This window comes from Geobacter sp. FeAm09, from assembly GCF_008330225.1.
Taxonomy (GTDB): Bacteria; Desulfobacterota; Desulfuromonadia; order Geobacterales; family Pseudopelobacteraceae; genus Oryzomonas.
Map to the genome: position 1 here is coordinate 4,070,831 of NZ_CP042466.1, position 20,375 is coordinate 4,091,205.

Below are 20,375 nucleotides of genomic sequence, written 5' to 3' on the forward strand. Positions count from 1 at the left end.
GCCATGTCGAGCCGTTCTCGCCAAACAATGCTGTTTGCTCCGCTGGTCGTCTGTTCTGGCCTGATGTTGCTGACGCTGCCGGCCCTTGCCTCCGACGGCGCCGCGCCCGACGTCGGGGTGGAAAATCATGAGGCCCAGGCGGAGTCGGAAACCGAGGCCTATCGTTTCGCCCACCTCCAGGCGGGATACCAGTTCCTCACCCCCGATGGCCCAGGCGCGGCGGCGGCCCCCTACACGCGTCTGAAATCCGGCCTGGCGGGTGGGTTCTCCGCCGGCACGCTCGACTCCTGCCTCAAGTTGTCGGGGGAGGGCCTCATACTCCACGAGGACGATTATCGCGCCAACCTGTTTCTCGACTATGGCGGCTACTACCGTCTGCACCTGGAAACCGAGGCCTTCTGGCACAACCTGCTGACGGAGCAGCTTCCCCGGTCAGCCACCGGCCAGTATGCGACAACCCAGTCGCCCGCCCCGGCGGACGGCTATGGCATGCGTATCGGCATCTCCCAGGTGGAAAACCGCATCAAGCTGGGCAACAACCCCGTCCACATCAACCTGGGATACTGGGAGCTGAGCCGCCGGGGGACCGATCAGCTCCGTTTCGCCGACTACTATTTCAGCGATCCGCAAAACAGGATCGTCTCCATCAACCGGCAGGTCAACCAGGTCACGCGGGAGGGGAGTGCGGGGGCCGACGCCCACCTGGGATTCTTCGACGTCGCCTACGGGTTCCGCATCAGGGAGTTCTCGAACCAGGCCCCGGACACCCGCTACCCCTTTGCCGTAACCGGCAACGGGGCGCTCGTGCCGGGCACCCAGGCGACCAACGTCGTTTCCGACAGCCGGGTGACGTCCCACACGGTCAGGGTTTATACCGACATGAGCGGCGGTCTGGTGGGGACGGCCGCCTATGTCCTGACCCAGCGGGAAAACGATGCCGACCGCGGCGATGCGCGCCCCTCGTCCAAACCTACCCAGACGCTCCATTCGGTGGCGGGAGACCTGACCTATACGCCGTTCAAGGAGCTGTCCCTCGCCCTGAAATACCGGCGGCAGGAGAGCCAGCGGGAGACGCCCGCGACGATTTCATCCTCCTATTCCCAGATTCCGTCCACGACCACGCTGCCCGGCGTCTATACCTCCACGTCGGGGGTTCTGCTGGTGCGGCCCGGCATCGACACGACCAAGGATACCTTCACCCTTTCCGGCATGTACCGTCCCAGCCAACAGGTGACGTACCGCCTGGAGTACCGTGCCGTCCTGGAGTCCCGTGACAACGTGCCCAACAGCGACCTCTCGCCCGGCGACCCGGCGGCGATCCACAACGAATACCGCCAGACCCATACCGGCCTGGCCAACGTCGCCTGGCGACCGTTGCCGGGGTTCAAGATGAACGCCACCTACACCTACAAGACGGCGGATAATCCGGAATGGAAGACCTCCGCATCGGAAAGCCACAAGGGGGAGCTGTTTGCCACCTATGCGAAAAGCGGCGTCTGGGGGGGTACCGCCAGCTTCATCACCACGTTTGAGCAGAGCGAAAGCTCTGCCTCCACCGTCGCCCCGGCCCCGGTCGCCAGCTATACCCTCCCCCGGGAGAACCGCTCCTATTCGGCCAATGCGAGCCTGTGGTTCACCCCTGTGGAGCGCCTGACCATCACCGCCAACTATTCGTACCTGGAGACGGTGACGGACCAGTCCATGCTGTTTTCCAATATCATTGTGGACCCGGACCCGCTCGTGGCGACCACCTACCGGTCCACGGCGCATGTGTACGGCATCGATGCCGTCTATGCCGTGGCGGAGCCGCTGGACCTCTCCTTCGGCATTCAGCAGGTGCGTTCGGCGGCGCGGTTCGATGTCCCGGTCAGGGTGTTTACCCTCGCAAACGTGACGGGCAGTTTCGATACCAGCGGCATCACCAGCCTCACCCGGCTGGACACGGTGGAAACCGGCGTAACGGCCCGGGCCCGACTGGCGCATCAGCAAGCATGTGGGTTGTTCGATGAACTATAGTTTCCGGAATTACAATTCCGGCGATGCTCTCTACGACGGCTCGGTCCACACGACCATGGTGTCGTTGACTTCACGGTGGTAGCGGAAGGTATGCGCCGAAGAATCCTCTCCATAACGCTGATGGTCCTTTTCCTGTCGTGCTGGTGCTGGCCTTCGGATTGCCGCGCCGCCGGCAAGGTCATCGCCGCCATCATGAGCAGCGACCAGCCCCGCTATCGCGAGGCGCACCAGGCGTTCATCAAATCCCTGGCCGCTTTGGGCTATACCTCTGCCAATGTGGAGATCATCCTGCAAGTGCCGAACCCCGATCCGCTCTCCTGGTCCAATACGATCAGGAAATTCAACGCCTACCGTCCCGATTTGATCGTGGCCTACGGGGCTCCGGCGGCATTCGTGGCCATGAGGGAGTCGGACGGGATCCCGGTGGTGTCCGTGGATGTCTTTGTCTCGGACGGACCGCATCGGGGCATGTGCGGCGTCAGTTCGCGGGTGCCGTTGGTCACGCTGATAAAGACCCTGAAGGACAGCCGTGAGCACATCAAACCGTACCGGCGGGTCGGGGTCGTTTACAATTCCCGTGAAAGCGGCTCGCAGAGGCAGCTTGAGGAAATCAGGAAATTCGCGCCCCAGTACGACATGGTGGTGGCGGAGGCAAACGTTGCCTCGTCCGCTGCCCTGGACTCGGCGCTCCCCTCCCTGCTCGACCATTCCGATGTCATCTTCGCCACGGAGAGCGGCGTCGTTTCCCGGCAGTTCGCCAAGATCGTCGCCCGCGCCCGGGCCCGCAACATCCCGGTGCTCTCCACCATGCCCGGCGCCGCCGAACGGGGCGCACTCATCTCCCTTGAGATCCATCCCGAAGAGCAGGGGCACCTGGCGGCCGACATCGCCACCCGCATCCTGGAGGGCGCCCGGCAGAGCCATCTCTCCCTGATCTCACCCCGCCGTATCGAGCTGGTCATCAACATGCGCGCTGCCCAGGAGCTTGGGATCAACCTCCCCTTCACGGTCTTGAGCAATGCCACGCGCGTCATCAAGTAGCGTCCTGCGGGCCCCGTATTTTTTTGCTTCATGGGCGCGGTAAAATCGACTATATTGTACTACTATGGGTAGAATATTATTGATCGACGACGACCAGGCCTTTACCGAATTCCTGGCCGGGTACATACATGACGCCTATCCCCTGTTGCGGGTTGATATCTGCAACAGCCCGGTAACGGCCTTGAACTCCATCAGGGCCGGCGGATACGACCTGTTGCTCATCGACCTGGAAATGCCGGCCATGGATGGTTTGAAGCTGCTTTCGTTCGCGACCCAGGCGGGGATGGACAAAAACCGGGTGGTGATCCTCTCCGGCCGGGATGCCGACTTTCTCCACGACCTCTGTCCCATGGGCACCTGCCTGGCGGTGCTCAACAAGTTCGAGGCCCGGCAGAAAACGGTGCTGGACATGATCTTCAGCTCTCTCAGCAAAAAAACCGCCGGGCGGTAGCGCCGGCAGTCCCTGCATACCCCCGCTCCCAGAGCGGTTCCCCATGAAAAACCTCATTGCAAAACCTGCCGAGAAGTATAAAATCGAAGCCAGGGTACCGCCCGAAGCCCGAACGGATGGGCCGGTGCCGTGTGCCTGCCGAGAAACCCCAAGGAGGTCGCGTATGCTGAAACGAGTCATATATCTGGCAGTGGCAGGTCTGATGGTCCTGGTGTTCACGGGCTGTGTTTCCCAGGGGACGTATCAATTGAAGGAAAACGAAGCCAAGGGATTGGCGGGGGAGCTTGGCGACCTGAAGCAGAAATACGGGCAGTTGAGTTCCGACAACAACGCGTTGAAGGCCGAGTTCGACAAGCTGAAGACCGAGGCCGCCGGGCTTGAGAAGGACCGGCAGGCGCTCACCAAGGACAGGAATGAACTGGAGCAGGTGCTCAAAGCCAAATCAGACACCCTTTCCAGGAATATCAGCGACCTGCGCCAGAAGATAACCGATCTGGAAGGGGAGAACGGGCGGCTCAAGGGTGAGATCGCCAGCCTCCAGAAGGCCAAGGAGGAGAAGGTCAAGGAGGTCAGCAGCACGTACGAGCATCTGCTGGAGAACATGAAGAGCGAGATCGCCCAGGGACAGGTGACCATTTCGGAATTGAAGGGGAAACTGACCGTCAACATGGAGGCCGCCATCCTGTTCGATTCCGGCAAGGCCGATGTCAAACCGGACGGCGTCACCATCCTGCTCAAGATGATCCCGACCCTGAAAGAGGTCAAGGACAAGTCGATCCGCATCGAGGGGCACACCGACAACGTGCCGATCAGGTCGGCCCAGTTCCCCTCCAACTGGGAGCTTTCCGCGGCCCGTGCCATCAACGTGGCCAAATATCTCCAGCAGCAGGGGCTCGACCCGGCGAATCTCTCCGCTGCGGCCTTTTCCGAATATAGGCCGGTGGCCGACAACGACACCAGGGAAGGGCGCGCCAAGAACCGCCGCATCGAGATCACTCTGGTGGCCAAGGACTGATGGGCAAGAAGCAGCGCCACGAAAAGCCGGCAGCGGCCGCTCAGTTTCGCGCCAGCCATTTTGCTGCCCTGAAAGGGGTGGCTCTCGCCCCGAAGGAGGAGCCGGCTCCGGCTGCGCCCCCTCCCCAGCCGCCCCGCCGCGAAACGCAGCCGGTGGAGGATGACGACCTGTTTCTGCGGGCCATGGCCGATGTCAAGGTTGTGCGCACCCGCGGAGGGGGCCCCAAGGCCGGAACGGAGCGTGAACGACCGGCTCCGGGCGGCCCGGCCGAGGATGGGGAGGCTGAACTGTTCCGGCGCGCCATGTCCGGCGTGAAAGCGTTGTCCGTACCTCCGGAGGGCGCGGCAAAGGCCGGGACGGCTCCGCCTGGTGCCCGCGCGCAGGCCCCGTTGCCATCTCCTCCCCCCCCGGACGGCGACCGTGAATCCGCGGAACTGTTTCTGCAGGAGATCGGGCGCTTGAAGCTGGAAACGAAATTCGCCGATGCGCTGCCGGCCGATGACGAGTTGAAACCGCTTTCGGGCAATCGCCTGCGCCAGGTGAAGCAGGGGATCATCGCCGTCACCCACCAACTCGACCTGCACGGATTGACGCGGGAGGAGGCCCTGGCGGCGTTGCCCCGTTTTTTGAACACGGCACGCCACAAGGGGCAGAAAGCGGCCCTGGTCATTACCGGCAAGGGGAACAACTCGCCGGGCGAGCCGGTGCTCCAGCAGGCGGTCGCATCCTGGCTGCGGGACGCCGGGCGCGGGATGGTGCTGGAATTTGCGCCGGCCCCGCGGGAGATGGGCGGAAGCGGTGCCTTTATCGTCTTTCTCCGCCCCCTGGCGGAAGCTCCCGCCGGTGCCTGACCCGGCGCTGCCGGCAACAGTCCGCACATGCGAAGAGGGGTGCTTTCCGGCACCCCTCTTCATTTTTTTCGCCCCCCGTATCCTCCGGCGGGGTGGCGCTACAGGGCCGTCACATACTCCGCAATGGTGCGGGCCATGGTGTCCACACTGTTCTTGTCGTTGTTGAGCACCAGGTGGTAAAAGCCCAGGTCGCGGGCATCCCGGTCCAGAAAGTCGCGGATGAAGTTGTCCCGCTGCTTCTGCTGTTTGGCGATGATTTTTTCGGCCTCTTCGGCCTCAACCCCCATCCGGTGCGCTATGGAGCGCACCTTGAACCCCGGTGAGGCGAACAGGCGGAAATGGAAGCAGTTTTTCAGGGGCTGGGTGACAATCGAGCTGCCCCGGCCCACGATGATCACGTTGCCCTGTTCCGCCAGGGAAAGCACATGGCGGCACAGTACCCGGAAATGGTCCTTCTCGCTTTTCCAGCGTGAAGAGAACGTGGCCAGGATCTCGTCCAGGAAACGGCTCTTCTCTCCCAGGCTGTTCAGCACGTTGGCGGACAGGTGGTGGTCCTGGGCGACCTCGTCGAGCAGCCCTTTGTCCAGCAACACCCACGGTTCGCCGTGCTTCTTCTCCATGATCTCCCGCAGGCGTTCCGCCATGGGGTATGCCTCGCAGCCGAACTCCCGTGAGATGGTGATGGTCTGCCGCTTTTTGTGTTTGGCGGGGGATGATGCCTCCATGTCACGCTTGCGGTTGAACTCCAGCAAGGAGCCGAGCCTCATTTCCACGGACGGTATCAAGAGTTTTTCCGGCATGGCGACCTCCGTAGCCTCGAAATGGTCTGTCTGGCATCAACTGTAGCACGCGGGCGGCGATCCGCAAGTGCGGCGCTGATTGGTGCGACGGCGCCATTGACACGGGCGGTGCGGCGCGGTATACGGATAGGCATTCCCTCGAGGCCACCGCCAGCCATCAGCCAAGGAGCTATCTTGCCATGATCACCCATATCGTTTTTTTCAAGCTGTCCGACGCGAGCCCTGAAAGTCTTGCGGTTACCCGGGAAAAACTGCTCAGCATGCAGGGTAACGTCCCCCAACTGCGCCACCTGGAGGCCGGCATCGATGTCATCCGCTCCGAACGCTCCTATGACATCGCCCTGGTGACGAAGTTCGACTCCCTGGACGACCTCGAGGCCTACCAGATCCACCCCTACCATGCCGGAGAGGTGCTCCCCCATATGAGGTCGGTATGCTCCTCCATCGTCGCCGTCGATTACCGGGACTGACCGGCTTCAAACCGCCCGGACCTGCGCGCCGCGCCGGGATGGGCGGCTTTTCGTGCGGCGGTGATCCCCAAACTGTATACATTTTGACTTGACTAAACATGTTTGCACGCGTAAAATCCAGTTCTATTCACACTGCTTCTCGTTTGACCGTACAATATTCTGTAATTGCTGATTATTTGCTGACATGGTGTAGTTCTGCTCGCAAGGGTGCCGGAATAGTTTTGAGGCTGTAGACACTAAATGCAAACAGGAGGTAGAAAATGTCGGAGTATGGTACATTACAGGATCGCGTACGTCACAAATCGCTTCTGAGCAAGGTCATGACAGCCGAAGAGACCATCCAGTTCTTCAAGCCGGGGATGAACCTGGGGTGGTCCGGCTTTACCCCCGCCGGCTACCCGAAGGTGGTCCCGATTGCGCTGGCTGACCATGTGGAGAAGAACAACCTCCAGGGGAAATGGAAATTCAACCTGTTCATCGGCGCTTCGGTAGGGGCTGAAACCGAGGACCGCTGGGCTTCTCTCGACATGATCGACCGCCGCTGGCCGTATCAGACCGGTAAGAACATCGCCGCCGGCATCAACGAGGGACGCATCCGCATGGGCGACAAGCACCTCTCCCTGTTCGCCCAGGACCTGGGGTACGGTTTCTACACCAAGGACACCGAAACCGGCAAGCTCGACCTGGCCATCATCGAGGTTTCGGCCATCACCGAGGACGGGGCTTGGTCCCCACCTCCTCCTGCGGCGTCATTCCGGAGATCCTGATGATCTGCGACAAGATCATCATCGAGGTCAACACCGGCGAGCCGTCGTTCGAGGGGATCCACGACCTGGTTTCCTGCGGCACTCCGCCGAATCGCCAGGTGTTGAACATCACCAAGGCCGGCTCCCGCATCGGCTCCACGTCGATCCCCTGCGACCCGAAGAAGATCGTGGCCGTGGTGGAATCGAAACTCCGCGACCAGGGGCGCGCCTTCGCCGAGCAGGACGACACGTCCGAAGCCATCGCCAGCCATATCATCGATTTCTTCACCCATGAAGTCAAGATGGGGCGCCTGCCGGACAACCTGCTGCCGATCCAGTCGGGGTCGGTTCCATCGCCAACGCCGTAATCGGCGGCCTGGCCAAGGGGCCGTTCTACAACCTGTCCGTCTATACCGAGGTGCTCCAGGATACCATGCTCGACCTGTTCGATTCGGGCAAGCTGGACCACGCCTCCTCTTGCTCGCTCTCCCTTTCGGCGACACCCGGCTTCCCCAAGTTCTTCGAGAACATGGACAAGTATTTCGACAAGATCACCCTGCGGCCGCTCTCCATCTCCAACGCCCCGGAGCCGATCCGGCGCCTGGGGGTCATCGCCATGAACACCCCGGTGGAGATCGATATCTACGCCCACGCCAACTCGACCCTGGTCGGCGGCACCCGCATGATCAACGGCCTGGGCGGCTCCGGCGACTTCCTGCGCAACGGCTTCCTCAAGATGATGCATACCCCGTCGAGCCGTCCGAGCAAAACCGACCCGACCGGCATCTCCTGCGTGGTGCCCCACTGCTCCCACATCGACCACACCGAGCACGACCTGGACTGCGTCATCACCGAGCAGGGGTTGGCCGACCTGCGCGGCCTCTGCCCGCGGGACCGGGCCAAGGTCATCATCGACAAGTGCGCCCATCCGGACTACAAGCCGATCCTCACCGAGTACTTCGAAATGGCCAAGGCCGACTGCCTCAGGCGCAAGGTCGGGCATGAGCCCCAGTTGTGGGACCGTGCCTTCAAGATGCATCTCAACCTGGAGAAGAACGGCACCATGAAGATCAAGAACTGGGACGTGAAGGTGGACCTCTGCGAATAGCGGCGTCACCCATTCCCGCAAACGACCCCGCCGGCACAGCCGGCGGGGTTTTTCATGCTACCCCGCCCATATACTGCTTGAACTTGTCCCGCACTTATGCTTTAAATAACACGATTTACCTGCCTGTCACCACCATGAGAATCAATTTCACTCCCGGGGCGGTAGCGATGGCTGATACGATAAGCGGTTTCCAAGGCGCCGTGGTGGGTCTTTCCCTTACGGACGTCATCCAGCTCAAGGGACACAACAAGTATACCGGCGGCATCACGATCGAATACGGTGAGCAAAAAGGGGCCATCTATTTCGCCGACGGCGAGATCATCCATGCCGAACTGGGGCCGGAGATCGGCGAGGAGGCCATCTACCGGATTATCAAGTGGCCGGGCGGCATCTTCAATATCCACCCCGAAATGACCTCCAACGTCTGCACGATCCACTACCGCACCGATTACCTGCTGCTCGAAGCCCTGCGCCGCATGGATGAAGAAAACGCCGGAGCGCCCGGATCAGGCGGCGAATCGGCCCCGGCAGTGGCCCCGCGGCGGACCATGAGCAAGGTCGCGGCGCGGCTCCAGGACATTGAGGCGGTCACGTACGCGGTGCTGCTGGACAAAGCAGGCAACCCGCTCCAGGATAACAGCATCGAAGCCGTGGCCCTGGCCGCCAAGGGACTCTTCCTGGCCACCACCGGCAACCGTTTCGGTGAGCTTCTGGGGCTGGGAGAGATCAAGGCGGCGGCCGTGCAGACGAAGCAGTATCACCTGCTGATGTACGACTCCAAACAACATTATCTCAGCATCGCCGTCAAACCGGAAGCCAACCTGGAGAGTGTGGAGAGAGAGATCAGGGCGGTATTGATCCCCGGCAAGTAGGAGATTGGCACCATGCAGGATATCTTGCAGCATATCAACAGTGTCGAGGGGTTATCGGCAGCGCCGTTTTCGGCGGCAGGGGCGAGGTCCTCGCCCACGCCTTTCCCTCGCTGATCGATGCTGAATCCTCAAAAAAACGGCGGCCCTGTCGCTGGAGTGCACCTACGGGCTGCAGATCGAACAGAACCTCGATATCCTGGACCTGCGCTACGCCGATGGCCGCATCCTGGTGAAGGCCTTTCCCGGGCCATGCTCTGCCTTCTGTGCGCCAAGAATATCAATCTCCAGGTTCTGTTCATCACCTCAACCTGGCGGTCAAGAAACTGGAATCGCTTCTGCCAAGCAGGGCGAGCCCACGGCGGCGGTGCGGCAGACCGACGCCCCGGCTGACCAGGGAGGGGCGGCCGCCGCCCTGAGGCTGCGCATCAGCCACCTTGCGAACAAGGAGGCCAGCAGCAGCTTCGATTCGTTCGGCATGGTCGCCATCAGTCAGCCCACTCCAAGTATATCGGCGATTTCTACAAGGCGCCGTTCAAAAAGCTCAGGCTGGTCAACGAGGCTGCGGGCACGAGCGGACATTCCCGGTCATGGTCATGAACGACATGGGCAGCAGTACGACGGCACGATCATCGTCGGACCGGGGATCGAAAAGAAGCTCAAGGTGAGCGACGGGGACAAGATCGAGGTGGCGCTCGGCTGACGCCGGCAGGCAGCAGTGAACGTAACGGGGGGCGGGATTCCGCCTCCCGTTTTTTGTGGCCGGGCGGTGGCGTAACGAAGGGGCCGGGGCGGTACGGTTGCAGGTGCCGTGAGCCGGATGGCAGGGGTTACCCCGGTTCTTTGCCTTGGGATGCGCCTTGTCGTAGACCTCCATCAGGCGGTCGATGCCGACGTGAGTGTATTTCTGGGTGGTGGAGAGGGAGGCGTGGCCCAAAAGCTCCTGGATCGACCTGAGGTCGGCCCCCCCTTCCAGCATGTGGGTGGCGAAGGTGTGCCGCAGGGTATGGGGGGAGATACGCCTGAAGGCGGCCACCCGCAGGACGTGGGCATCGATGATGCGCGTCACGCTGCGGCGGTTGAGGCGTTGGCCGCGGGTATTGAGGAAGAGCGGGCCGGTTCCGGCCAGTTCCCCGCGCTGGGCCAGGTACTCCCGGACGGCCTGGGCGGCGCGGCTCCCCACCGGCACTATACGCTCCTTGCCCCCCTTGCCCAGCACCCGCACCATGCCGCCGGACAGATCGAGATCGCCAACGTTCAGGCCGGTCATTTCGGAAACGCGCAGCCCGCTGGAATAGAGCAGCTCCAGGACTGCCCGTCCCTGAGGCGTACTTCTCGTCTGGCGAGGGGCCTCCATGAGGGCGGTAGCCTGGTCGATGTCCAGGTGAAATGGCAGGCGTTGTTCCCTCTTGGGCGTGGCGGTCAACTCGGCCGGTTTTTGTCGATCTCGCCCCGCCGCAGCAGGAAACGGAAAAAGGTCCGTATGGCGGCCAACTTCCGGCCGATGGAGCTTTTCATCGCCGTTTTGCCGAGCAGGGCCAGATAGCGCCGCAGCAAAAGATGGTCCATCTCCCCGGCCGAGACGTCATCGCCCCGCTCTTTGGCGACAAAGAGCGCCAACTGCTCCAGGTCGCGGCGATAGGCGGCCAGGGTGTGGGCGAAACGTTGCGCTCCGTCTCCAGGTAGGCACAGAAGGCGGTTATCTGTTCGGCAAGACGTGCCACGGTAAAAGCCTCAAAAGCGAAAATCGTTTCTCACAGAGCACACAGAGGCACAGAGAAAAGATTGGAATATATTCGCCTCTATCTGTAATCGTTCGGTTTTATTTGTGTCTTTCGTATTTTTCGTGAATAACCGTTATTTAGATAGAGAGCCAGCGTTGTCCGGTTTAGTCTTTGCAATAGAGTTTAGACCCTGCTTTATCCCTCACCCGGCCTTCGGCCACCCTCTCCCGACGGGAGAGGGGATGGTGAATATCCCTTCTCCCACCGGGAGAAGGTGCCCCGAAGGGGCGGATGAGGGGGCTTTTGACATGCTACGCAAACCTAACCGGACATTACGGATAGAGAGCCATTTTTTTGATGTTCTCCGTGCCTCTGTGAGCTCTAGCGAACGAAGTGAGCGAGTGAGCGAGTGAGAGATGCCTTTGACTCTCATTCAAAGGAGGTAGGCCGCTCTTCACCTTCCAGCTCTTCCGTTCGTTGATGTCGCGGTAGACCCAATCCTGCCGGTAGCTCTGGGTCTTGATACGGTTGGAGGGGAGGATGTAGTAGTCGAATTCGGCCACCACCTCGCCGGTCCCCTTGTCCGGCAGGCATTCGGAAGTCAGGATGCGGAAATCGGTGATGGCGACCTCCCGCTTTTTGATGTCGGCGGCGGCTTTCACGAACTCGTCGCGCAACTCGGGCACCATGTAGGCCATGCCGGCCCCCTCGATCTCATGCCAGCGCAGCAGCTTGTTGTAGGCCTTCATGCTCTTTTCGAACTCCTCGCGGATGGTCGAGTTCGGTGTGCTGCAGGCGGTTGTCATCAGGCAGCAGAGCAGGAGCAGCCCCGCCTTGAACGTTTGTATCATCGCCGTTCCCCTTCCCGTGCGTGAATATAGTCGATCAACTCCAGGGCCAGTTCGCATTTTCCGAAGGGGGGATCAGGTAGTAGCCTCCGGCGGCAGTGAAGGTGGCGTCGATGAACTCCTTGGCAATGGCCAGCCCTCCCGGGCGCCGGCTTCCTTCTCCAGGCCTTCATGCGGGCGCGGATCGCGTCCGGGACGCTGATGCCGGCACCTCGTTGTGCAGATACTCGGCATTGCGTTCGCTTACCAGCGGCATGATCCCGGCAGAAGCGGGATGCCGCAATCCCGGGTCTGTTCAAGGGCCTCCAGGAACAGACCCGGGTCATAGACCGGCTGGGTCTGGGCAAAACGGGCGCCGTTGGCCGCTTTCTTGCGCAGCCGTTCGGCCTGGAGCGCCATGTTCTTCGTATTGGGATTGAAGGCCGCCCCGACGGTAAAGCCGGTCCCGCTGCCGATGGGGTTGCCGATGGCGTTCACGCCGCGGTTCATGTCGGTGAGGAGCTTGATCAGGGTGAAGGAGTGGAGATCGAAGACCGACGTGGCCCCGGCATGGTCCCCATGGCGGCGGGATCGCCGGTCACCGCCAGGATCGTGTGCAACCCCAGCAGGCTGGCGCCCATCATGTCCGACTGCATGCCGATCAGGTTGCGGTCCCGGCCGGTGACGTGGATGATGACCTCGATGCCGACCTCGCGCTGGATGATGCTCCCCAGGGCGATGTTCCCCATGCGGGGGCGGCCAGGGGATTCTCGGCCAGGTTGATGGCATCCACCCCGGCCTCCTTCAGGCGCCGGCTGCTCTCGATGATCCGGCGGCAGTCCATCCCCTTGGGCGGGTCGAGCTCTACGGTGATGACCTTGCGGCGCCCCCACGGATCCAGAAACGAAGCCCTGTGGGGCCGGGAGCCTTCCTGGACCCCAGCGGCGGCATGGGCAGACACGGGGGGCGCGGAGAGGGCCGCCTGCCTGCCAGGGTGCGGGCGAGTGCGGCGATATGTTCCGGCGTGGTCCCGCAGCAGCCGCCGATCAGGCTGGCTCCGGCGGCGGCCATCTCTTCCGCCATGGCGGCGAAATAATCGGGGGTGGCGCGGTAGATGTAGCGCCCTTCATGGTACTCGGGAAAGCCGCTGTTGGCATAGGCTGAGATCGGCTTGGCGGTCAGGGCCGCCAGGCGGCGCACCACCTTGACCAGTTCCAGCGGGCCGGCACCGCAGTTGGCGCCCAGCATATCGGCTCCGGCCGCTTCCACGGCGGCGCAGAACGCCTCCACCGTCGTGCCGTCGCCGCTGCGCCCCCCTCCATGAAGGCCATGGAGGCGCAGACCGGCAGGCCGGTCTCCCGGGCCGCCCGTACCGCTGCGACCAATTGCTCCAGCGAGCCAAAGGTCTCCAGCAGGAGCAGATCCACCCCCCTTCGGCCAGAGCGATGCACTGTGCCCGGAAATGCCCTGCCATGACGTCGGGGGTCAACTCCTGTTCCTCGCCCTTCATGCGCACCAGGGGCCCACCGAACCGGCGACGAGTTTGTCGCCATTCCCGGCCGCCTCCCGGGCGATGCGCGCCCCGGCCCGGTTGATCTCGCCGACCTTGTGCCCAGGCCGATGGCCGCCAGTTTGGTATGGTTGGCGCCGAAGGTGTTGGTCTCGATCACCTGGGCCCCGGCGGCGGCGTACTCGCGGGCCAGTTCCAGCACCAGGGCCGGACGCACCAGGTTCAAGTGCTCGAAGTTGCTGTCGAGCCCGATCCCCCTGGCGTAAAGCATGGTGCCAACGGCCCCGTCTCCGGTAAGGATCTCTGTTGTGAGTCTGTCGAGAATAGTCATGGGTAACCACGTTCTTAGGAGCTGGCGTATCTGCTGTTGCCCGAATCCCCGAGATGGGGTATATAGAACATTCTCCTATTTTTGCTCCAGGATGGAATACTTACGATGCATGCTCTTATTCAATGGCTTCTCCACACCATCGGCACCATGGGCTATCCCGGCATATTCCTGCTTATGGCCATGGAGAGTTCGGTGATCCCGGTGCCGAGCGAGTTGGTCATGCCGCCGGCCGGCTACCTGGCCTTCCAGGGAAAGATGAACCTGGCGGCCGCCATTGCGTGCGGTACCCTGGGAAGCCTCGTGGGGGCCTACGCCAACTATTTCGCCTCCCGCTACCTGGGGAGGCCGCTGATCATCAGGTATGGCAAATACGTCCTGATCCCGCCGGAGAAGTTTGAACGGGTGGAGCGTTTTTTCCTCCAGCACGGCGAGATCTCGACCTTCATCGGCCGGCTGCTGCCGGTGGTCCGCCATCTGATCTCCATTCCGGCCGGCCTGTCCGGCATGGGGCACATCCGCTTCTCGCTCTACACCCTGGCAGGCGCCGGCCTCTGGTGCAGCATCCTGGCCGTCATCGGCTATGCCATCGGCGAGAACCAGCAGTTGATCATGCAGTACTCGCACAAGGCCCTCGCCTGGGTCATTGTGTTCAGCATTATTCTGGTTGCAGTCTATGTATGGCGCTATCGCCGGCGCAACGGTATTAAAGCGTAAAGCCGGCGAGAAGGCAAAAGATTTTTCAGAAGGAGCACGCATGCAGATCAAGCGCACGGGGCGCATCCACTACGTTGCCGTCGATTTTGCCGGTTCACCCGGATCGGTTCAGGGGTTTACCACCCGCCACGAGGGGGTATCCCGTCCCCCTACAATTCGCTCAACCTGGGGATGAACACCCAGGACCAACCGTTCAACGTCGAGGGTAACCGCAGCATCCTGACCCGCACGTTCGGCGTCAACCAGGAGGCCCTGGTCAGCGTGCGGCAGGTGCACGGCACCGATATCCTGGTAATCGACGAACCCAACGAGGATTACAGCCACTTCTTGAGCGTGGAGAGCGACGCCATCATCACCAATCAGCCCGGCGTCATGATCGGCATCTGCGTGGCCGACTGCGTGCCGATCCTCCTCTGCGATCCCCGCAACAGGGTTGTGGCTGCGGTCCATGCCGGCTGGCAGGGCACCGCGGCCAAACTGGTTGCCAAAACAGTGGCCGGGATGGGTTCGCTCTTCGGCAGCGATCCCAAAGAGTTGCAGGCCGCCATCGGCCCCAGCATCGGCAAATGCTGCTACGAGGTGGATGCTCCGGTCAGGCAGGCCTTTCTCCAGAACGGGATGCCCTGGAACTCCTTTGCCGAGGCCCGCGGCGAGGGCACGTGGCTGCTCGATATGGCCGCCGCCAACCGGGACCTGCTCCTGACCGCCGGCGTGCCGGCCGCCGGGATACAGGTCTCCGATATGTGCGTCTGCTGCCGGAAGGACCTGTTCTTCTCCTACCGCCGGGATAGTGGGGATACGGGCAGGCAGATGGGCTTCATTATGCTGACGCCGCCATAACCGGGGCTTTCCTTGCCGCTCTGAACACCTCTTGACATAGTTGATACGTAAGCACCGCCGTTCTGGACTCGCTGACCCTGGTATCATCCGCATTCTGACGACGTATCCGCGAAGGCCCCGCTGCCGGACGATTCCCGGGTACCATGGATTGAGAGGTGAGATATGCTTGCCAAAGTCCTCAGCAGCGCCCTGATCGGGATCGATGCCCTGCTTGTGGATGTGGAGGTGGATCTGGCCCCCGGCCTGCCCGCCTTTGCCACGGTCGGCCTGCCCGACGGCGCCGTCAAGGAGAGCAAGGACCGGGTCAAGGCGGCCCTCAAGAACTCGGGCTACGATTTCCCGGCCCGGCGCATCACCGCCAATCTGGCGCCGGCCGACATCAAGAAGGAAGGGGCGGCCTTCGACCTCCCCATCTCCATCGGCATCCTGGCGGCGACCGGCGTGGTGAAGACGCCCCGCCTGCGGGAGTACCTGCTTTTGGGGGAGCTCTCCCTGGATGGCGGCCTCAAGGCGATCCGCGGCGCCCTTTCCATGGCGGTCGCCGCCAAGCGAGCCGGCCTGGCCGGCGTCATCCTGCCCGCGGAGAACGCGTCCGAAGCTGCGGTGGTGGAGGGAATCGACATCATTGCCGCCACCGCCCTTTCCCAGGTGGTGGAATTCCTCAATGGCCGTGACGGGATCGACCCCTTTGCGGTGGACCTCCAATCCCTCTTCACCAGCGGTTGCGAATATGGCGAAGACTTCAGCGAGGTCAAGGGGCAGGAACACGCCAAGCGGGCCCTCGAAGTCGCCGCCAGCGGCGGACACAATATCCTCATGATCGGCCCTCCAGGGTCGGGCAAGACCATGCTGGCCCGCCGCATCCCCACCATTCTGCCGCGCATGTCGTTTGACGAGGCCATCGAGACCACCAAGATCTTCAGCGTCAGCGGCATGCTGGAGAGCGGCCGGGCGCTCCTGGCGGCCCGGCCGTTTCGTTCCCCGCACCATACCATCTCCGACGTCGGCCTGATCGGCGGCGGCACCACGCCCAAGCCGGGGGAGGTCTCCCTGGCCCACAACGGCGTCCTGTTTCTGGACGAGTTGCCCGAATTCAAAAAAAACGTCCTGGAGGTGCTGCGCCAGCCGCTGGAAGACGGCCGCGTCACCATCTCCCGCTCCCTTCTGACCCTGACCTATCCCTCCCGGGTAATGCTGGTCGCGGCCATGAACCCCTGCCCCTGCGGCTACCTGGCCGATCCGGTCCACCCCTGCGTCTGTACCCCCCTTGCCATTCACCGTTACCGGTCGCGCATCTCCGGCCCGCTTCTGGACCGGATCGACATCCATATCGAGGTGCCGGCCGTCACCTACCGCGACCTGTCCGACCGGGGAGAGGCCGAGAGTTCCCGGGATATCGCCGAGCGGGTGGCGCGTTCCCGAAAGCGCCAGGCCGAGCGTTACCAGGGGACCAGGGTCCATTGCAACGCCCAGATGACGCCACGCTTCATCAAGAAGTTCTGCGAGCTGGACAGCGCCGGCAGCCGCATGCTGGAACTGGTTACCGATCGTCTCGGTTTTTCCGCCCGGACCTACAACCGTATCATCAAGGTCGCCCGCACCATCGCCGACCTGTCGGACAGCGAGCAGATCCGCGAAGAGCATATCGCCGAAGCGATCCAGTACCGCAGCCTGGACCGCAAGGCGCCGTAAACAATTATTCTGTTTAAAAAAATGTATCGATAGTATACATTTATAAATCAGGCTTTTATGTCTGAAACAGGGCGGGCCCGGCCCAGGGGGCGGGGCAGGCTGGTACGGTACTTGCTCGTAATAATTCCGGCGAGTTAGATATATTCAAACCTGCCGCCGTTTTTTTTGCCTTTCGGGCCTTTTTGATGGAGATAATCTCGATGAATCTTAGATCTGTGGGCCTCCTCCTGCTGACGGCGATATTTCCGTGCGTCGCCCAGGCTGCCGATGTGTCATGTAAAACCGCAGAGTGCCATACGTCAATTGGCGGAACGCAGAACATGCATGAACCGATCAAGGAGGGGGACTGCTCGGGGTGCCACAAACAGACCAACCAGCTTCACCCGATCAAAGGCGCCAAGAGCTTTGCCCTGACCGCGCAGGGGGCCGCCCTCTGCTACCAGTGCCATGACACCTTCGGCAAGAAAAAGGACGTGCATCCTCCGGTCAAGGACGGGGAGTGCGCGTACTGCCACAAGCCTCACGGCGGCGCCGGCCGCTTCCTGCTGGAGGGGGGGGACGACCAGACCGCTCTCTGCATGGGATGCCACGATGCCGCCGATTTTAAGAAGAAAGTCAGGCATGGCCCGGTAGCCGTAGGTTCCTGTAGCCGGTGCCACAATCCCCACGAGTCGGATGAGAAGAAACTGCTCAGGGGACCGGTGTGGGAAAGCTGCCTTAAATGTCATGCCGATTTTTTGAAAACACTCCAGGACTCGCCGTTCATCCATCCGCCGGTCAAAAAGGGCCCCTGCACCTCCTGTCATACCCCGCACAGTAGTGAAAATGGCCAACTGCTCAAGAAAAAGATGCCGGATATCTGCATCAGTTGCCATCCAGGGGTGGAAAAGAAGCTGAAACTGAAGCTTGTGCACAAGCCGCTCAAAGAGGCGGGGGGATGCGGCAACTGCCATTCCAGCCATTTTTCCAAGGCCAAAGGACTGCTGTCGGGGGACGACAGGAGCGTTTGCCTCGGATGTCATGATACGGATAAGCTCGGCAAGCCGCCCCTCAGGAACATCAAGAAGGAAATCGAAGGAAAGAAATACCTGCACGGCCCGCTGGAGCTCGGTGAATGCCGGGCATGTCATGACCCTCACGGCAGCGACAATTTCCGCCTGCTCAAGGGGAGCTATCCGACGGACCTCTATGTTGCCTACAAGGAGGGACTCTATGGCGTATGTCTGTCGTGCCACGAGAAGAATCTGCTCCGCTTCCCGGAAACCACGATTTATACCAAGTTCCGCAACGGGAATCGCAATCTGCACTATGTCCACGTCGTCAATCGTAAGGGGCGCACCTGCCGTGTCTGCCATGAGCCCCACGCCAGCACCGGAGAAAAGTTGATCAGCAAGGAGGGGGTACAATTCGGCGACTGGAAGATCCCGATCAATTTCAAGCTCACGGCAACGGGGGGGAGTTGTTCGCCGGGCTGCCACCGCCCCTTTACGTACGACCGGGAGAAACCGCAAAATTATCAGGCAGAGGACAAGAAATAGAACAGGTGAACGTCAGCAAGGAGATTACGTATGCATACAGAGACAAGACCGTTGCAGGGAGTTGTAAGGATCCTAAAAACCATTGCCATGATCATGACCGGTACGCTGCTGCTGGCAGGCTGCGCCGCTGCGCCGGTTGCAAAGAAGACCTCGGTGTTTTTCCCCGCTCCGCCCAATGAACCCCGGGTCCAGTTTTTGAGAGCGATCTCGGGCTCCAAGGATGTGGAAGACCAGCAGAGCAAGTTTTCACTGCTTCTGAGCGGTGCCAGCGATCGCGACGTCAACAAGCCGATCACCAGGCCATACGGGATTCACTATACCAGGGGGAAGCTGTATATCTGCGATACTCAGGGGGCTTCCACCGTTGTCATCATCGACCTTCAGAAAAAGACCTTCGAGTATATGAAGGAAAATCCCGGGCTCGGGAAGCTGAAAAAGCCGATCAACCTGGCGGTCGACAAGGACGGCAGCATCTATGTCGCCGACACGCTCCGGAAAGAGGTCCTGATCTACGACCCGTCCGGTTCCTATGTCGGGAGCATCGGCAAGGGAAGCAGCATGAAACCCGTGGATGTGGCACTGGATGGCGACAATGTGTATATCCTTGACCTGAATGGCAACGACATCAAAATTTTCGACAGGAAGAGCCGGGAACTCATACGCAGTATCGGGCAATTCGAGGACAAATCCCTGGGGCTCGCCCTGCCCACGAACTTCACCCTCGACGACAAGGGCTTGATCTATGTCACCAATATCAACGACGGCAGCGTCAAGATCCTGGACAAGGATGGCCATTTTATCAGCAAATTCGGTAAATTGGGTGACGCTTTCGGTGAGTTCACGCGTCCGAAGGGGATCGCCGTCGATGCCAGACATCGTATCTGGGTCGTTGACGGGGGGTTCCAGAATGTGCAGATTTTTAATGAAAAACAGCGTTTGCTGATGTTTTTCGGCGATCCTCCGCTGCTCTCGGGCGCCTTGAACCTGCCGGCCGGGATCGACGTGACAACGGACAACCTGGATTATTTCCAGCAATTCGCCGATCCTGATTTCATACTGGAGGCGGTCGCCTTTGTCACCAACCAGATGGGGGACGCCATGGTTTCCATATATGGGTTGGGGCATAAAAAGGGGGCAGCCGACGTCCCGGAGGGACAACAGCAGGGTGTGACCGGACAGTTCGGTGCCAAAAAGGCGGGTGACAGCCGGGGTACGGAGTGATATCGGATCGCTTTCTCCATAGGCTCCGGCAGGTTGTATATTTTGCCGCTATTGCCTGTATGATCTGGGGCTGCAGCCCGCTTACCAGGTATAAGCTGACCTCGACCCTGTTCGACGGCGTCCCGAGCATGCCTCCAGCCGAACAGTACTGCGCCGACTATGCCGCCCAAGTGGTCGCCAAGACGCGCGCCGAGGCTGAAGGGAAGAGCAGTGCCGCCGGGGATGCGGGCAAGGCGTCGTCCCACAACCCCTATGACGAAAAAAAATGCGATAACTGCCATGACAAGACCACCGAAAGCGGCCTTGTCGTCAAATCCAAAAATGAACTCTGTTTCGTCTGCCACACCGGGTTCGTCAAGGGCTCCTTTGTGCATGGCCCGGTGGCGGTTGGGGATTGCCTTGTCTGCCACGAGCCGCACAATTCGCCCAACCCCGCGCTCCTGAAGGTGCGTCCGTCGGAGGTCTGCGCTGCCTGCCACCACGAAAAACGGCAGGCGGCTTCTCTGCACGAGAAAGCGGCAAGCCACGGCCTGATCTGTATCAATTGCCACGATCCCCATTTCGGGAATGTGCTCTTTTTCCTGAAGTAACCGGGAGCGTGCATGCGGCAG

20 protein-coding genes and 2 pseudogenes are annotated in these 20,375 nt (G+C 61.4%); 15 read left to right on the top strand and 7 right to left on the bottom strand.

What is annotated here, in order from left to right; genetic code table 11:
* The first annotated feature begins 3 nt into the window (after nt 1-3).
* From FO488_RS19090 to FO488_RS19110, 5 genes are all read left to right on the top strand, one after another.
* Nucleotides 4-2,016 carry a hypothetical protein gene (locus FO488_RS19090; protein WP_149212017.1) on the top strand — a complete coding sequence of 671 codons (2,013 nt, stop codon included), beginning with the start codon at nt 4-6 and terminating at the stop codon, nt 2,014-2,016.
* A 90-nt stretch (nt 2,017-2,106) separates the two neighbouring features.
* Nucleotides 2,107-3,057, top strand: coding sequence for an ABC transporter substrate-binding protein (locus FO488_RS19095; RefSeq protein WP_168205803.1), 951 nt, complete (start codon nt 2,107-2,109; stop codon nt 3,055-3,057).
* Between the two features lie 64 nt (nt 3,058-3,121).
* Nucleotides 3,122-3,508: a response regulator gene (locus tag FO488_RS19100; RefSeq protein WP_149208643.1), complete on the top strand. Its 387-nt coding sequence runs from the start codon at nt 3,122-3,124 to the stop codon at nt 3,506-3,508.
* Nucleotides 3,509-3,671: 163 nt separating this feature from the next.
* Nucleotides 3,672-4,523 (top strand): OmpA family protein, encoded by an 852-nt coding sequence (locus tag FO488_RS19105; protein WP_149208644.1) that lies wholly within the window; start codon nt 3,672-3,674, stop codon nt 4,521-4,523.
* Nucleotides 4,523-5,374, top strand: coding sequence for a Smr/MutS family protein (locus FO488_RS19110; protein WP_240732063.1), 852 nt, complete (start codon nt 4,523-4,525; stop codon nt 5,372-5,374). Before FO488_RS19105 ends, FO488_RS19110 begins: the two co-directional genes overlap by 1 nt.
* 98 nt (nt 5,375-5,472) lie before the next feature.
* Here the strand turns inward: FO488_RS19110 and FO488_RS19115 are convergent, their stop codons facing one another.
* Nucleotides 5,473-6,174 carry an AAA family ATPase gene (locus tag FO488_RS19115; protein ID WP_149208645.1) on the bottom strand — a complete coding sequence of 234 codons (702 nt, stop codon included), beginning with the start codon at nt 6,172-6,174 and terminating at the stop codon, nt 5,473-5,475.
* Nucleotides 6,175-6,353: 179 nt separating this feature from the next.
* On the opposite strand from FO488_RS19115, the gene FO488_RS19120 reads away from it, so the two are divergent.
* The 3 genes and pseudogenes from FO488_RS19120 (at nt 6,354) to FO488_RS19130 (ending at nt 9,370) form a co-directional block, all read left to right on the top strand.
* Nucleotides 6,354-6,644: a Dabb family protein gene (locus tag FO488_RS19120; protein ID WP_149208646.1), complete on the top strand. Its 291-nt coding sequence runs from the start codon at nt 6,354-6,356 to the stop codon at nt 6,642-6,644.
* 260 nt (nt 6,645-6,904) lie between these two features.
* Nucleotides 6,905-8,498, top strand: a pseudogene (locus FO488_RS19125) (acetyl-CoA hydrolase/transferase C-terminal domain-containing protein).
* Between the two features lie 167 nt (nt 8,499-8,665).
* Nucleotides 8,666-9,370 carry a DUF4388 domain-containing protein gene (locus tag FO488_RS19130; protein WP_149208648.1) on the top strand — a complete coding sequence of 235 codons (705 nt, stop codon included), beginning with the start codon at nt 8,666-8,668 and terminating at the stop codon, nt 9,368-9,370.
* Nucleotides 9,371-10,208: 838 nt separating this feature from the next.
* On the opposite strand, the pseudogene FO488_RS20510 reads toward FO488_RS19130, so the two are convergent.
* The 6 genes and pseudogenes from FO488_RS20510 to FO488_RS20285 all read right to left on the bottom strand — a co-directional run.
* Nucleotides 10,209-11,091, bottom strand: a pseudogene (locus tag FO488_RS20510) (tyrosine recombinase XerC); the annotation flags it as partial.
* Between the two features lie 332 nt (nt 11,092-11,423).
* A complete protein-coding gene (locus tag FO488_RS19145; RefSeq protein WP_149212019.1) occupies nt 11,424-11,942 on the bottom strand; it encodes a hypothetical protein in 519 nt (172 codons plus the stop codon).
* Nucleotides 11,943-12,182: 240 nt separating this feature from the next.
* A complete protein-coding gene (locus FO488_RS20270; protein WP_240732065.1) occupies nt 12,183-12,416 on the bottom strand; it encodes a methylenetetrahydrofolate reductase in 234 nt (77 codons plus the stop codon).
* Between the two features lie 29 nt (nt 12,417-12,445).
* Nucleotides 12,446-12,667, bottom strand: coding sequence for a methylenetetrahydrofolate reductase (locus FO488_RS20275; protein ID WP_240732067.1), 222 nt, complete (start codon nt 12,665-12,667; stop codon nt 12,446-12,448).
* Nucleotides 12,668-12,782: 115 nt separating this feature from the next.
* Entirely contained in the window at nt 12,783-13,166 is a 384-nt protein-coding gene (locus tag FO488_RS20280; protein ID WP_240732073.1) for a homocysteine S-methyltransferase family protein, read from the bottom strand.
* Nucleotides 13,097-13,759, bottom strand: a complete 663-nt coding sequence (locus FO488_RS20285) for a homocysteine S-methyltransferase family protein (protein WP_240732075.1) — start codon at nt 13,757-13,759, stop codon at nt 13,097-13,099. Before FO488_RS20285 ends, FO488_RS20280 begins: the two co-directional genes overlap by 70 nt.
* A 105-nt stretch (nt 13,760-13,864) precedes the next feature.
* On the opposite strand from FO488_RS20285, the gene FO488_RS19155 reads away from it, so the two are divergent.
* From FO488_RS19155 to FO488_RS19180, 7 genes are all read left to right on the top strand, one after another.
* Complete coding sequence (locus tag FO488_RS19155; protein ID WP_149208653.1) at nt 13,865-14,473, top strand: DedA family protein; 609 nt, start codon at nt 13,865-13,867, stop codon at nt 14,471-14,473.
* Between the two features lie 40 nt (nt 14,474-14,513).
* Nucleotides 14,514-14,648 carry a hypothetical protein gene (locus FO488_RS20760; protein ID WP_370514293.1) on the top strand — a complete coding sequence of 45 codons (135 nt, stop codon included), beginning with the start codon at nt 14,514-14,516 and terminating at the stop codon, nt 14,646-14,648.
* A complete protein-coding gene (gene pgeF, locus FO488_RS19160; RefSeq protein ID WP_370514294.1) occupies nt 14,645-15,313 on the top strand; it encodes a peptidoglycan editing factor PgeF in 669 nt (222 codons plus the stop codon). The genes FO488_RS20760 and pgeF overlap by 4 nt, the downstream gene beginning before the upstream one ends.
* A 162-nt stretch (nt 15,314-15,475) precedes the next feature.
* Nucleotides 15,476-17,005 carry a YifB family Mg chelatase-like AAA ATPase gene (locus FO488_RS19165; protein WP_149212020.1) on the top strand — a complete coding sequence of 510 codons (1,530 nt, stop codon included), beginning with the start codon at nt 15,476-15,478 and terminating at the stop codon, nt 17,003-17,005.
* A gap of 320 nt (nt 17,006-17,325) precedes the next feature.
* The gene (locus FO488_RS19170; protein ID WP_240732077.1) at nt 17,326-18,543 is read left to right on the top strand and encodes a cytochrome c3 family protein; all 1,218 of its coding nucleotides are present in this window, start codon (nt 17,326-17,328) and stop codon (nt 18,541-18,543) included.
* 30 nt (nt 18,544-18,573) lie between these two features.
* The gene (locus FO488_RS19175; protein WP_168205814.1) at nt 18,574-19,764 is read left to right on the top strand and encodes a hypothetical protein; all 1,191 of its coding nucleotides are present in this window, start codon (nt 18,574-18,576) and stop codon (nt 19,762-19,764) included.
* Nucleotides 19,765-19,823: 59 nt separating this feature from the next.
* Nucleotides 19,824-20,354 carry a cytochrome c3 family protein gene (locus FO488_RS19180; protein WP_149208719.1) on the top strand — a complete coding sequence of 177 codons (531 nt, stop codon included), beginning with the start codon at nt 19,824-19,826 and terminating at the stop codon, nt 20,352-20,354.
* Nucleotides 20,355-20,375: the final 21 nt, after the last annotated feature.

Excerpts from the sequence above, each read along its gene's own strand:
- FO488_RS19105 (WP_149208644.1), top strand. The coding sequence starts at position 3,672 with ATGCTGAAACGAGTCATATATCTGGCAGTGGCAGGTCTGATGGTCCTG.
- FO488_RS20275 (WP_240732067.1), bottom strand. The coding sequence starts at position 12,667 with ATGGGGAACATCGCCCTGGGGAGCATCATCCAGCGCGAGGTCGGCATC.
- FO488_RS19170 (WP_240732077.1), top strand. The coding sequence starts at position 17,326 with ATGCATGAACCGATCAAGGAGGGGGACTGCTCGGGGTGCCACAAACAG.
- FO488_RS19165 (WP_149212020.1), top strand. The coding sequence starts at position 15,476 with ATGCTTGCCAAAGTCCTCAGCAGCGCCCTGATCGGGATCGATGCCCTG.
- FO488_RS20760 (WP_370514293.1), top strand. The coding sequence starts at position 14,514 with ATGCAGATCAAGCGCACGGGGCGCATCCACTACGTTGCCGTCGATTTT.
- FO488_RS19095 (WP_168205803.1), top strand. The coding sequence starts at position 2,107 with ATGCGCCGAAGAATCCTCTCCATAACGCTGATGGTCCTTTTCCTGTCG.
- pgeF (WP_370514294.1), top strand. The coding sequence starts at position 14,645 with ATGAACACCCAGGACCAACCGTTCAACGTCGAGGGTAACCGCAGCATC.
- FO488_RS19115 (WP_149208645.1), bottom strand. The coding sequence starts at position 6,174 with ATGCCGGAAAAACTCTTGATACCGTCCGTGGAAATGAGGCTCGGCTCC.
- FO488_RS19175 (WP_168205814.1), top strand. The coding sequence starts at position 18,574 with ATGCATACAGAGACAAGACCGTTGCAGGGAGTTGTAAGGATCCTAAAA.
- FO488_RS19155 (WP_149208653.1), top strand. The coding sequence starts at position 13,865 with ATGCATGCTCTTATTCAATGGCTTCTCCACACCATCGGCACCATGGGC.
- FO488_RS20280 (WP_240732073.1), bottom strand. The coding sequence starts at position 13,166 with ATGCTGGGCGCCAACTGCGGTGCCGGCCCGCTGGAACTGGTCAAGGTG.
- FO488_RS19090 (WP_149212017.1), top strand. The coding sequence starts at position 4 with ATGTCGAGCCGTTCTCGCCAAACAATGCTGTTTGCTCCGCTGGTCGTC.
- FO488_RS19130 (WP_149208648.1), top strand. The coding sequence starts at position 8,666 with ATGGCTGATACGATAAGCGGTTTCCAAGGCGCCGTGGTGGGTCTTTCC.
- FO488_RS19180 (WP_149208719.1), top strand. The coding sequence starts at position 19,824 with ATGATCTGGGGCTGCAGCCCGCTTACCAGGTATAAGCTGACCTCGACC.
- FO488_RS19120 (WP_149208646.1), top strand. The coding sequence starts at position 6,354 with ATGATCACCCATATCGTTTTTTTCAAGCTGTCCGACGCGAGCCCTGAA.
- FO488_RS19100 (WP_149208643.1), top strand. The coding sequence starts at position 3,122 with ATGGGTAGAATATTATTGATCGACGACGACCAGGCCTTTACCGAATTC.
- FO488_RS19110 (WP_240732063.1), top strand. The coding sequence starts at position 4,523 with ATGGGCAAGAAGCAGCGCCACGAAAAGCCGGCAGCGGCCGCTCAGTTT.
- FO488_RS19145 (WP_149212019.1), bottom strand. The coding sequence starts at position 11,942 with ATGATACAAACGTTCAAGGCGGGGCTGCTCCTGCTCTGCTGCCTGATG.
- FO488_RS20285 (WP_240732075.1), bottom strand. The coding sequence starts at position 13,759 with ATGACTATTCTCGACAGACTCACAACAGAGATCCTTACCGGAGACGGG.